We start from the raw sequence: 11,168 nt of genomic DNA on the forward strand, positions 1-11,168 counted from the left end.
CACCGTTCTCGCCAGGCCCCACTGCCCATAAGCCTGACTTGACCAGCAGCGCTCGTTAGGAGGTCTGCTCGTACGGCTGCCTGAATTTGTTGGCGGGAGTGCGCGCCGGCCCGACTTCGCAGCACCACCGACAGCGTGGGGTTGAACGTGTCACGCAGTGGCCGCAGCGAGCCGGCGACCTGGACCGGTCGGCCAGCCCTCCTCTCGGCGCCTGGCGCAGGCCGATGGTGCCGCCCGGCTGCGGTCACCCGCTGCTGGCGATCTCCTCTTGGAGCGCGCGGAGGTAGGGGAGGGCACGGTGATCCTTGTCGCGTCCTGCCGCCTCCTTGGACGTGATGACGTCGGCGAGGGACGCCACCATGACCTGCGTGCCGCCTCCGAGATCAAGCTCGACCGCGTCGTCGATCAGCGTGGCGTAGCCATCGGGGAATCCGGAGGGGGTGATCGTCAGGTCGAGGTCGCCGGCGTCGGTCGTCAGGTTGAGCATGTGGGGCTGGGAGACCAAGAACCCGGTGTTGATCGGGAACGCGACGCCGTCCGGGTCGCCAGTCCGAATTCGGGCCCCGAGTTCCCGCAGGGCGGCAGCCAGTCGGTCCATGTTGGCCTCGTCGCGGGCGGGCGCGATGTCGACGTCTTCGGTCGGCAGCGCTGAGCCGTGGGCGACCGCAGCCATGCCTCCGACCAGAACGAACCGCACCCCGTGGTCCTGGAGCGTCCGGATCAGTCGCTCTGTGTCCAACTCCCTCACGAGGCCGTCGCCTCGCCCAGGGGTCGGACCTTCCTGACGGTGCGGTCATTCCAGGCGATCCGCTCGGCAGGCGTGAGACGCAGCATGCGACGGATTTGAGAGCGGTCCACGTCCTCCGCGGGCAACGCCGCAGCGATCAGTGCCCGCAGGTACGCCGCACGTGTCATGCCCGCGCTGGCGGCAAGCCGGTCGACATCGCGCAGCAGCTCCGGTGGGAGGCGGACGGTCACCCGTTGACCGACTCGCGGACGGCCTCGGCCTGGAGTGGTGGTCACGACACGATTATACGGCGTCGCCTATTGGGGCCCGGTCTCTTCCGCCTACGATCCAGCTCGCCAAGGCAACAAGAGAGGTAGCAGTGACGTCAATCCAAGTCCTTGCTCCAGGATGGCATGTACCGGACGGCGAGCCCGAGGTACAGGTCGGCGAGGTCTGGACGGCACGGATCGAGGTCAAGCCCGCAAGGCCCGCCAGCAGCGAGGCGTGGCAGCCGGACGTCGTGGACGCCTATGACGGCAGTGACCCGATGCTCAGGCCGATTGCTGGTGTGGCTGCCGGCTACGAATTCACGGCGACAGCGACGGTGACCGGACGACGATGGACGGTCCTTGCCATTGACAGCCTGCGCATGGCGGTTCCGAGCTTGCACGACGATGCCGTTTCGGGTCGCGGCGTCTTCGTGCACGACACGCACTTCATCGACGAACCCGAGATCATCAGCGCACTCGAGATCCCCCTCCTCGCTGAGCGAATCAGGTGGGCCGCCCCGAGATCGCCGCTCCTCGCAGTGGACGAGACAGTCGAGCTGCGCGAGCTGGACTCCACGTACGACCAGGTGGTCGAGGGCCGGTCGACCGACGGGACGTTCATGATCACCGGCCATCTGGTGGGGTAGGTCGCGCCCCCGCCTCAACGAATGAAGCTCGGACAACCATGACCTCTGTGGATAACTGAGACTGGTTGACGTGTGTTAACGGCATACTGCCGACATGAACACACCACCTCTGCTCCCGCCAGCCGACACCCCGCCCCTCCGCACCGCCGTCGACGTCCACCGCCAGTGGGCCGCCCTCATGGGTGAGCTCGGATTCGCCGACCGCTGCTTGTGGCTGATGCTCCTGGATCGGGACGGCCGTCCACAGCCCGTCCTCCCGCGATTCGAGGAGCTGCCAGCCCTCCCCGACGGCATGATTCCCCGGAACCTCGCCATCGTCTGTCGCAATCTGATGGAGACCGAGGAGATGCCCGTCGCCCGGGTGGCCTTCCTGCTGTCCCGCCCCGGCCGTGGCGAGATCACGACGTCGGACCAGGCGTGGGCCGAGGCCCTGGAGGCGGCTGCCGCCTCCGCCGGCGTGCCGATGTGGCCCGTCCACATCGCCGGGGACGACCGCATCGTCGTCTACGACCTGCCCGCGGCTGCGTGAACGCCGATGGCTCTAGACTTGGCCGCGATGGGCGAGCTGCTGATCCGACCGGACGATCTGGACGTTCGCGGGCTGCGGAGTGAGGAGTACATGGCGCTGTTCGAGATGGGAGCCTTCGAGGGTGAGCGGGTCGAGCTCATCGGCGGGCAGGTCATTCGCGTGAGCCCGATGTCGGACCCCCGCGCCTGGACGATCATGCGCCTCAACGCGCAGCTCGCGTCGCTCATGTCGTCTGGCTACGACGTGCGGGTGCAACTGCCGGTCGATGTCAGCGAGTACTCGATGCCAGAGCCCGACGTGAGCATCCACCCTCGCCTGGACCGGCCAGATCAGCGGCCGACCACCGCCCTGGTGGCCATCGAGGTGTCGGTGACCTCGCTGCGGCTCGACCTGACCCACAAGGCGAGCATCTACGCGTCCGCCGGTATCCCGCTCTACCTCGTGTTCGACCTGAACGGCGACCGCCTGGTCGTCCACCGAGCTCCCGAGGGCGGCACGTACACCGACGTCGCGGAGCACGTGCCCACCGGTGGGTTCGACGTCCTCGGCATCGACCTCGACCTGCCCGAGCTGTTCGGCCGCGGCTAGCCGAACAGGGCTTCGACGTCCTCCGCGGTCAGCTTCCCGTCGAAGGCGGGGCCGCCGGCCATCACCCCCTCGACCAGCTCGGCCTTGCGTTCGGCCAGCCGGCGGACCTTCTGCTCGATGGTGTCCTCGGCGATCAGGCGGTAGACCATCACCGGTCGGGTCTGGCCGATGCGGTGGGTGCGGTCGATGGCCTGCGCCTCCGTCGCCGGGTTCCACCAGGGATCCAGCAGGAACACGTAGTCGGCCTCGGTCAGGTTCAAGCCCACCCCGCCGGCCTTCAGGCTGATGATGAAGACCGGCTCCGCCGAGGTCTTCCACGCCTCGACCACCCGGTCCCGCCGACGGGTCGAGCCGTCCAGATAAGCATGCGCAAGCCCGGCCTGCTCCAGCCGCTCCCGGACCAACGCGAGGAAGCTTGTGAACTGGCTGAAGACCAGCGCCCGGTGGCCGGCCTCGGCGATCTCGGTCAGGTGCTCGACCAGCACGTCCAGCTTGGCCGAGGCCACTCCAGCCTTCGCCTCCTCCACCAACCCCGCGTGCAAGCTGGCCAGCCGCAGCAGCGTGATCGAGCGGAGCACGGTGAAGCGGTGCTCGTCCAGGTCACCCATCAGCCCCAGCACCTTCCGGCGCTCCCGCTGCAGCCACGTGTCGTAGACCTTCCGGTGCGCTGGCGTGAGGGTCACGTCCAGGATCTGCTCCTGCTTGGGCGGCAGGTCCGGTGCGACCTCCTCCTTCGTGCGGCGCAGCAGCAGCGGTCGGATCCGCCTACGCAGCAGGGCCAGACGCTCGATGTCGCCGCTGCGCTGGATCGGCGTGGCCCACTGCTCCTTGAAGCGTGAGGGGTTGGGATACAGCCCTGGTGCTGCGACCGAGAGGAGGGACCACAGCTCCATCAGGTTGTTCTCCATCGGCGTGCCCGTGATGGCGATGCATGTCGGGGCGCCCAGCCGCCTGACGCACCCGTACACCTTGGAGCGGTGGTTCTTCACGGCCTGGGCCTCGTCCAGCACCAATCCGGCCCAGCGGACCCGCCGGTACTCCTCGGCGTCCAGCCGGAAGCGGGTGTAGCTGGTGATGACGACGTCGGCTTCGGCCGCCAACTCCTCGGCGGTGGTGCCCATCTTGGCGAAGGTCGCATCGGCCACCCGAACGTCCAGGTCGGGCGTGAAGCGGGCGGCCTCGCTCACCCAGCCGTGCACCACCGACGCAGGTGCAACCACCAGGAACGGCCCATCTGCGGCCCCGGCCCCACCACCCGGCCCTTCCGCGGCCGACAGCTCGCTCGACATCCCGCTCGACATCTCGCCGCGCCGCTGGTGGAGGATCATCGCCAGCGTCTGGACGGTCTTGCCCAGGCCCATGTCGTCAGCCAGGATCCCGCCCAGCTGGTGCTCGGCGAGGAACGCCAGCCAGCTGAAGCCCTCCTGCTGGTAGGGCCGCAGGGTGGCCTGCAGGCCGGGTGGCGGGTCGAGCTGCCGGACGGACGGGTCGGCCAGCAGCCCCTCGACCTGCCGCTTCCACGCCGCGGCCTGCCCGGTCACGATGCCGAGCGCTGCCAGCTGCTCCCACAGGTCGGCCTGGTATCGGCTGATCGACAGACCCTTGGCGGTGGGCTCGGTGAGCCCTTCGGCCTCCTCGATGAGGACGCGCAGCTGGTCGAACACCGGCCGGTCCAACGACATCCACGCTCCATCGCGGAGCATCAGTCGGGTCCGGCCCTCCGTCAGTGCGGTGAACACCGCCCCCAGCGGCACCGTGCGACCGTCCACCTTCAGCTCGACGTCCAGGCCGAACCAGTCGCGGTTGTCCTCGAACGCTCGTGTGGCCACCTCCACCTGCACGACGTCGGTGACGTCGCGGTAGTCGGGCAGCGTTCCCTCCACCTCGACGATGACGTCAGGGTGCTCCTCCAGCTCTGGCAGGAGCCGGGTCGCCAGGTCGATGGCCGCCTCGCCGGTCACGATCGCCGAGGGGCGCAGCGCACCGGCTGCATCCAGCAGACCGAGCGGGGCGTCGAAGTCGGCCTGGCCGAGGGAGCCGGTCCCCGTCACCGAGGCCAGCGCGCCGATCGCCTTGGCCTCGGCCGCCGGGTCCCGCCACGGGGTCACGTCGAGGTCGGCGTCGATCAGGTCCTCGCGCGACTCGTCGTCGATGCGGTAGCGGACACCCCAGTGGATCTGCAGCCGGTCCGCGTGCTCCGGGACCACTCGCGCCACCAGCTCAGGACCGGTGATCGTCGGTGGTATGAACGAGCCGTCGCTGGAGGTGACGTGGGTCTGTCGACGCAGCCGTGTCCAGCCCTCGGCGACGAATGTGGCCTCCTCAGCGGCGGGGATCGGGATGGCCTCGTCGGCTTGCAGCGCGTCCACCAGTCCGGCGGGCGGTGTGGCGTTCAGGGGCGCCAACCACAACCCGGGTGCGTCCTCATTGCTGGCCTGCCCGGCGTCGTGCGGCGAGTCGGTCAGAGGCTGCATCGGGGCTGATGGCTCCTCGGGCTTCGCCCCGCCCTCCACAGGGTCCCCCGGGGCATTTCGTGCCAGCACGACGCCGTGCGCCGGCTTGCCGACGAACAGGATCGGGTCGACGGTCCGATCGTCGAGCCACAGGCCCGGAGTCGCCACCAACCCACCGCTCGGGCCGTCGGGACGGGTGAGATCCAGCCTGACCTCGGCTGCGACGGGCGAGAGGTCCACGGCTGCGGCACCGGACCGGCCCGTGCGCAACGGCATGCCGGCGTCCACGGCCGCTTGCAGCAGGGTCCACAGCTGCGGGTGGGCGAACTCTGTCAGGTCCAGGTCTCTGACGGAGGTGGTGTAGCTGCCGTACGTCGCCAGGGCCGTCGACATGGCGTACAGCGCCTTGGCAACCCGCACCTGCTCCGTGTCGAAGACCGTCGGACCCGAGCGTCCGTACCCGCCGCTCCACTCCGAGAGGGTGCGCCAGTCCAGTGTTCCCGCCGTCCATCCGGTCCGTCCCGGCTGGATCAACCGGACGCTGAGGGAGGCCGGCAGGGACGTGGTGCGGGTGGTGGGACGTCGGAGGGTGAACTGCAGCCCGAGGGGCGCCGTGTCACGGTCGCGGTGCCACGCACTGGAGGTCGTCGGGGACAGCAAGGTCCTCCAGGGGGCCTGCTCGGCGCCAGTCCCTACCCCTCCGGCCACGGGATGAGCGGAGTGGTCCGACGACTCGTGGTGATCGCCGTCCACGGCGAGCCCGCCGAGTGCCGCCTCCCCGTTGCGAGGCGCGAGCTCTACCAAGCCGCGGTCCGCGGCGAGCACCAGCGCCGCGACGTGCTTGCAGTCACCGACCATAGGGCAGGAGCAGTCCCCGCCGAGGAGCACCCACGACCCGCGGCGCCGGGCCCACTCGGCGGTGGTGGTGTAGATCCGGGATCCGCTGCCGTGAACCTGCCCGACCAGCGTCGTGGCGTCCGGGTCCCAGGAGGCCGAGCGGACCATCCCGTCCCGGGCGTACCGCCGGCCCCGGTCCGTGAAGGTCGGGCCCAGGACGTCGCTCACGCCACCGATGGAGGTTGGAGGTGGGCGGTCTGGCATGACCGCACAGTAGGTCAGGACCCGGTGTCGGCGAACGGATTTCGGATCTCGATGCCGTCGAAGGCGAACCCGTCCTGCAGGTCTTCACTGTAGAGGACGTCGCATGCGCCGCGAGATGCGGCAGCCAGGATCATCGCGTCCCACAGGGACAACTGGTGGTCGCGTGACACGCGTACCGCCCTGGCGATCAGATCGGCGTCCGTGGCGACTGACGCGGCGGGCCGCAACTCCTCGATCTGAGCCGCAGCATCCTCGGGCGATAGCGGACTACCCAGCTTCCGGGTCACCGTGACGTAGAACTCCGCCAGGACCTGGGCGCTGATCACCATTTGCCCGCCGATGTCGACGAGCAGCGATACCGCGCGGTCCCGTTTCGCAGGCTCGTCCTGATCGTGGGCGTAGACCAGGACGTTGGTGTCAACGAAGGGCCGCACGGTCGTGCAGCTCATCACGGGTCCACGATGCTCCTGCACTGCCAGAGCCGCTGGCCATGGCCCGATCGAGGAATCGCGTCATCGCCTGCCGACGCTCATCCTGACCGGCAAAGGCCTGCAGGAACGATCGAACAGCAGCATTGACCGACGTTCCCTGCTCGAGTGCCCGGATTCGAGCCAGACGGAGCACGTCGTCATCGATCGTCACCGTGAGGTTGGCCACGGGATCAGTGTAGCACCAGATCCGTGTTCCACGGATTGGGGTCGGAGTTCCAGTCGAACGGTCGTGCATCGGGGAAGAGTTCGGTGTCGATCCACCAGGCCGACCACATCATCCGCGGCAGCGGCCACTCCACCTTCCGGCGGGTCGGGCCGACCGGGGTGAAGGGCTCGGACTGACAGTGCCCCTCCCACTCGTCGGGCTGGAGGAACCACGGGCCACCGTCCACCAGGTTGGCGCGTCGATCAGGGTGGGCGAAGCGGTACGCCACGGTCGGGCGGGTTCCCATCAGCAGCTGCTCCCAGCAGGCTGGGCAGGGCATCCGGGTGCGCTCCACCACGATCCCGTCTCCACCGGTTGCGATGAGGTTCCACCGGTCGTTGGCGCTTCGTCCCTCGACCTCGACGGTCCCGGTGATGGTGTGGTTGTAGGTGAAGTCCGACAACGCTCGGCCGAAGCGCTCTGGACCCGAGGGTCCGAGCAGGTGGGTGTGGAGGTAGCTGAGCCACTCGGGTATGGGCTCCTTGGTCCCGAACTCCATGGTCACTGCGAGGGTCCGACCGTCAGGGTCGGTCTCCCAGGGACAGGAGAGGCCGGGTCTCCTGATCTTGTCGGAGTGGCGGTTGATGCGTGTGAGGTAGGCCCGTTCCTGTGCGTTCAGAGGCGGGTCGATGTTCATGCGTCCGGAGGGGTAGATCTCGATTCCCATGCCAGCAGGGTGGCTGATGAGGAGGGGCCCGCGAGAGGGGATTGACCGGGGCTGTGGACAACGGTCACCCGGTCGGCGGTCGGCATCGCCTCCTGCGCGCCGGCCCTCGTGACCGAGAGCGCACCTGCCGTGACGGCCGTCCGCGCCGCCATCTCGATGTCGTCACCTCTGGCGAGGACCGCGGCCAGCACCCCGCAGAAGGTGTCGCCCGCCCCGGTGGTGTCCACCACCTCGACCGCAGGTGCGGGCAGGTGCCAGCGGTCATCCCCGGTCACGACGACCGCACCCGCCGCCCCCAGCGTGACCACCACCGTCGCAACGTCCAGGGTGGCCGCCGCGGCCATCGCACCCTCCACCCCTGCCACGTCAGGCTGACCCGACAGCGTGGCCAGTTCGACCTCGTTGAGGGTCAGCAGATCCACGTCCGCCAGGAACCCCGCCGGCAGGTTCTGCACCGGTGCCGGGGTCAGAACCCCGGTGCCCGACGCGAGGGCCAGCACCCGTGCCACGACGTCGAGGTCGGTCTCGAGCTGGGTCAGGACCACGGCCGCCCCGCCTATCAGGTCCGCGACAGCGTCCAGGTGGTCGGTCGGGATGGCGTGGTTGGCACCGGGGGAGACCACGATGGTGTTCTCGCCGCTGGCGTCCACCACGATGCTGGCCGCCCCCGTGGCAACCGGAACGGTCACGGTGTGGTCGACGATCCCCTCCGCCCGCAACCGGTCGCGAAGCAGCGCGCCGTCGCGATCGTCCCCGACAGCGCCGACGAACGCGACCGCCGCTCCCATTCGCGCGGCGGCGACCGCCTGGTTCAGGCCCTTGCCACCCGGCGTGGTGGCGAGCTCGGAGCCCATCACCGTCTCGCCCGGCCGGGGGAACCCGTCGACCCGGACGGTCCGGTCGACGTTGGCCGAGCCGACCACGACGACTTGCGGCTCGCGCTGCCCCTCGGCGGTCACTACAGGCTCCTCACTGCAGCGTTGCGCCGGCGTCGACGATCTGGGTCGTGCCGGTCACGTACCTCGCGCCCGGTGAGCACAGCCACGCGATCACGTCTGCCACGCCGGCGGGCTCCATGCGGTGGATCGGCAGCGGCAGCCCGAGGCTGCTGCCCTCCTCGCCCAGGGAGGCCTGCCAGGCCTCGCTCTCGGGATTCTCCGTCATGGGGGTGGCGGTGCCTCCGGGGTGCACGGTGTTGACGCGGATCCAGTGTGGCGCGAGCTCCAGGGCAAGGCTCCGCATCAGCGCCACCAGGCCGGCCTTGGCCGCCGCGTAGTGTCCTATCGTCGGCAGCGGCTTGATCGCCGCAGTGGAGGAGACGATCACGATGCTGCCGCCGCCCTCACGCTCCATGAGCGCCGGGATGGCCGTGCGGCAGGTGTTCCAGGTGCCGGTCAGCGTGACGTCGATCATCTGCTCCCAGGTCTCCCGCGGCAGCTCCCAGGTGCTCGACCCGAAGCTTGCAATCCCCGCATTGGCTACGACGGCATCCAGCCGGCCGTAGGTCTCGGTGGCGATCTGCACCGCCCGCTGCAGGTCCTCGTCGGAGCGGACGTCGGCCGGCGCGGCGACGATCTCATGGCCGTCGGAGGCGATGGCCGCCACCGTCTGGTCGAGGAGGGAGCCGTCGGCGGTGTCGTACACCAGATCCTCCATGCGCCGGTCGAGGTCCGAGGCCACGACGGCGAAGCCGGCCTCCGCCAGGGCCAGCGCCGTCGCCTGGCCGATCCCACGGGCTGCCCCGGTCACCAGCGCAACCGGTCGGTCCTGCTCGCTCATGCGGTCTCTCCTCCGTCGACGTCGATCACACAGCCCGTCACGAACGAGGCGGCGTCCGAGAGCAGGAAGGCGATGACCTCCGCCACCTCCTCGGGCTGGCCAATGCGGCCGAGCGCCGTCCGCTGCGCCAGGGTGCCCTGCCAACTGTCCTCATCGCCCTCCGGTCGGTTGCCCCGCAGCAGCCGTGTGTCGATCGGGCCGGGTGAGACGCAGTTGACCCGGATGCCGTCGGGCCCGAGCTCGCGTGCCGCGGCCCGCGACCAGTGGATCAGCCCCGCCTTGGAGGCGCTGTAGACGGTGAAGTCGGCGTAGGCCCGCCGACCGGCTGCCGAGGCGACCGTCACGACGGAGCCGCCGTCCGCCGCCAGGCGTGGCTGGGCAGCTCGGACCAGCAGTGCCGTTCCGCGGAGGTTGACGGCGAGGGTGGTATCCCACAGCTCGGCGTCGCTGGCGGCGATGTCGGCGTAGGCGGTCACCGCCGCCGTGACGACCAGGCCGTCCAGTCCACCCATCTGCTGGGCGCTCTCGGCGACGGCGTCCGCACAGCCGACCGGGTCTGCGATGTCGAGGGTGATGTCCCCGCCCTCGCGGTCGGCGGACGTGACGGTGGCGCCGGCCGCCCGGCACAACTCGACGGTGGACCGGCCGATCCCGTTGGCCCCGCCCACGATCAGGATCCGTCGAGCCTCAAGTGTCCTCACGCGACACCACCGGCTGCTGCGCCGGCGGCCCCGCCGCCGTCGCCAGCGGCCGAGAGCATCGCGACCACCTCGTCGGCGAACCCGTCGGGCACCTCGAGGACCACGGTCGCTCGTGCCCCCTCGATCGGCGGGTAGTTCCGGTAGATCCCGCGGAGGTCGCAGATCGTCTTCCCGCGGGATGGCCCCTGGGAGATGTCGACGGTGGCGGTGACGGTCGGGGCCAGCGTCGGGACCAGCTGCCCGGCTGCGATGGCGACGGCCAGGACATCGTGCATCGGTGACTGCCGCTCGTCGTAGTTCTCGGAGGCGAAGAAGGAGAAATAGGTTTCGAGCGCCCCGGCGATGTACTGGGCCGCGGGGCCGGCGGCGGCCAGACGGGTCCGGTGGGTCTCGGTCAGGTGGACCAGCATGGTGACGTCGAGGGGGACGATCGTGAGCGGCCACTCCGCGGCGAACGCGGCGTGGGCGGCCTCGGGGTCGCAGAGGATGTTGGCCTCGGCCATCGGGGTGACATTGCCGGGCGCCAGCGCCGCGCCACCCATGATCGTCAGGCCCTTCGCGAGCCGGGGCAGGTCGGGTTCGAGCAGCAACGCCATCGCGACGTTGGTGAGCGGTCCGACGGCGACGATCTCGACCTCCCCCGGCCGGGCGCGGATGGTCTCGACCAGCTGCTGGGCGGCGCTGTGGGGTGCGGCCTCGCGCGCGGCGGTCTCGGGAGCCATGCCGCCCTGCCCGTCGCCGCCGTGGACGTGCGGTGCGAAGACCGCCTGGCCACCGGCGAGGGGGCTGGCCGCACCGGCGGCGACGGGGACCTCGGTGGCCCCGACCAGGTCGAGCACGTGGAGGGTGTTCCGGGTGGCGTTCTTGACGGTGGTGTTGCCCCAGACGGCGCCGACGGCCAGTAGCTCGACGGCTGGGGACAGCACGGCGTACATGATGGCGATCGCGTCATCGATGCCGGTGTCGCAGTCCATCACAATCGGCTGCGGCGCGGGGGTGGTCATGGAGTTC

The 11,168-nt window shown here is 70.0% G+C and carries 13 protein-coding genes; 3 read left to right on the forward strand and 10 right to left on the reverse strand.

Annotation, left to right across the window (positions count from 1 at the left end; translation table 11 throughout):
- Nucleotides 1-244 precede the first annotated feature (244 nt).
- Nucleotides 245-748: a nucleotidyl transferase AbiEii/AbiGii toxin family protein gene (locus tag C1746_RS06940; RefSeq protein WP_116713911.1), complete on the reverse strand. Its 504-nt coding sequence runs from the start codon at nucleotides 746-748 to the stop codon at nucleotides 245-247.
- Entirely contained in the window at nucleotides 745-1,023 is a 279-nt protein-coding gene (locus tag C1746_RS06945) for a ribbon-helix-helix protein, CopG family (RefSeq protein ID WP_116713912.1), read from the reverse strand. Before C1746_RS06945 ends, C1746_RS06940 begins: the two co-directional genes overlap by 4 nt.
- Before the next feature lie 83 nt (nucleotides 1,024-1,106).
- Here C1746_RS06945 and C1746_RS06950 point away from each other — a divergent pair, with 83 nt between their 5' ends.
- The 3 genes from C1746_RS06950 (at nucleotide 1,107) to C1746_RS06960 (ending at nucleotide 2,760) form a co-directional block, all read left to right on the forward strand.
- Nucleotides 1,107-1,643, forward strand: coding sequence for a hypothetical protein (locus C1746_RS06950; protein ID WP_116713913.1), 537 nt, complete (start codon nucleotides 1,107-1,109; stop codon nucleotides 1,641-1,643).
- Between the two features lie 94 nt (nucleotides 1,644-1,737).
- Complete coding sequence (locus C1746_RS06955; protein WP_116713914.1) at nucleotides 1,738-2,172, forward strand: hypothetical protein; 435 nt, start codon at nucleotides 1,738-1,740, stop codon at nucleotides 2,170-2,172.
- A gap of 27 nt (nucleotides 2,173-2,199) precedes the next feature.
- Nucleotides 2,200-2,760, forward strand: coding sequence for a Uma2 family endonuclease (locus C1746_RS06960; protein ID WP_162867474.1), 561 nt, complete (start codon nucleotides 2,200-2,202; stop codon nucleotides 2,758-2,760).
- On the opposite strand, the gene C1746_RS06965 is transcribed toward C1746_RS06960, so the two are convergent.
- The 8 genes from C1746_RS06965 to C1746_RS07000 are packed head-to-tail and all read right to left on the reverse strand — an operon-like array spanning nucleotide 2,757 to nucleotide 11,161.
- A complete protein-coding gene (locus C1746_RS06965) occupies nucleotides 2,757-6,314 on the reverse strand; it encodes a DEAD/DEAH box helicase (protein ID WP_116713916.1) in 3,558 nt (1,185 codons plus the stop codon). The two genes, C1746_RS06960 and C1746_RS06965, sit on opposite strands and share 4 nt — an antisense overlap.
- Nucleotides 6,315-6,328: 14 nt before the next feature.
- A complete protein-coding gene (locus tag C1746_RS06970; protein WP_162867475.1) occupies nucleotides 6,329-6,748 on the reverse strand; it encodes a PIN domain-containing protein in 420 nt (139 codons plus the stop codon).
- Entirely contained in the window at nucleotides 6,732-6,971 is a 240-nt protein-coding gene (locus tag C1746_RS06975) for a hypothetical protein (protein WP_116713918.1), read from the reverse strand. Before C1746_RS06975 ends, C1746_RS06970 begins: the two co-directional genes overlap by 17 nt.
- 4 nt (nucleotides 6,972-6,975) lie before the next feature.
- Nucleotides 6,976-7,677: a hypothetical protein gene (locus C1746_RS06980; RefSeq protein WP_116713919.1), complete on the reverse strand. Its 702-nt coding sequence runs from the start codon at nucleotides 7,675-7,677 to the stop codon at nucleotides 6,976-6,978.
- Nucleotides 7,644-8,636 (reverse strand): ribokinase, encoded by a 993-nt coding sequence (locus C1746_RS06985; RefSeq protein ID WP_116713920.1) that lies wholly within the window; start codon nucleotides 8,634-8,636, stop codon nucleotides 7,644-7,646. Before C1746_RS06985 ends, C1746_RS06980 begins: the two co-directional genes overlap by 34 nt.
- Nucleotides 8,637-8,646: 10 nt before the next feature.
- Nucleotides 8,647-9,456 (reverse strand): SDR family oxidoreductase, encoded by an 810-nt coding sequence (locus C1746_RS06990; protein WP_116713921.1) that lies wholly within the window; start codon nucleotides 9,454-9,456, stop codon nucleotides 8,647-8,649.
- A complete protein-coding gene (locus tag C1746_RS06995) occupies nucleotides 9,453-10,157 on the reverse strand; it encodes an SDR family NAD(P)-dependent oxidoreductase (protein WP_162867476.1) in 705 nt (234 codons plus the stop codon). Before C1746_RS06995 ends, C1746_RS06990 begins: the two co-directional genes overlap by 4 nt.
- Entirely contained in the window at nucleotides 10,154-11,161 is a 1,008-nt protein-coding gene (locus tag C1746_RS07000; RefSeq protein ID WP_116713922.1) for a nucleoside hydrolase, read from the reverse strand. The genes C1746_RS06995 and C1746_RS07000 overlap by 4 nt, the downstream gene beginning before the upstream one ends.
- Nucleotides 11,162-11,168 lie beyond the last annotated feature (7 nt).

The organism is Euzebya tangerina (assembly GCF_003074135.1).
Taxonomy (GTDB): domain Bacteria; phylum Actinomycetota; class Nitriliruptoria; order Euzebyales; family Euzebyaceae; genus Euzebya; species Euzebya tangerina.

Excerpts from the sequence above, each read along its gene's own strand:
- C1746_RS06955 (WP_116713914.1), top strand. The coding sequence starts at position 1,738 with ATGAACACACCACCTCTGCTCCCGCCAGCCGACACCCCGCCCCTCCGC.
- C1746_RS06960 (WP_162867474.1), top strand. The coding sequence starts at position 2,200 with ATGGGCGAGCTGCTGATCCGACCGGACGATCTGGACGTTCGCGGGCTG.
- C1746_RS06965 (WP_116713916.1), bottom strand. The coding sequence starts at position 6,314 with ATGCCAGACCGCCCACCTCCAACCTCCATCGGTGGCGTGAGCGACGTC.
- C1746_RS06980 (WP_116713919.1), bottom strand. The coding sequence starts at position 7,677 with ATGGGAATCGAGATCTACCCCTCCGGACGCATGAACATCGACCCGCCT.
- C1746_RS06990 (WP_116713921.1), bottom strand. The coding sequence starts at position 9,456 with ATGAGCGAGCAGGACCGACCGGTTGCGCTGGTGACCGGGGCAGCCCGT.
- C1746_RS07000 (WP_116713922.1), bottom strand. The coding sequence starts at position 11,161 with ATGACCACCCCCGCGCCGCAGCCGATTGTGATGGACTGCGACACCGGC.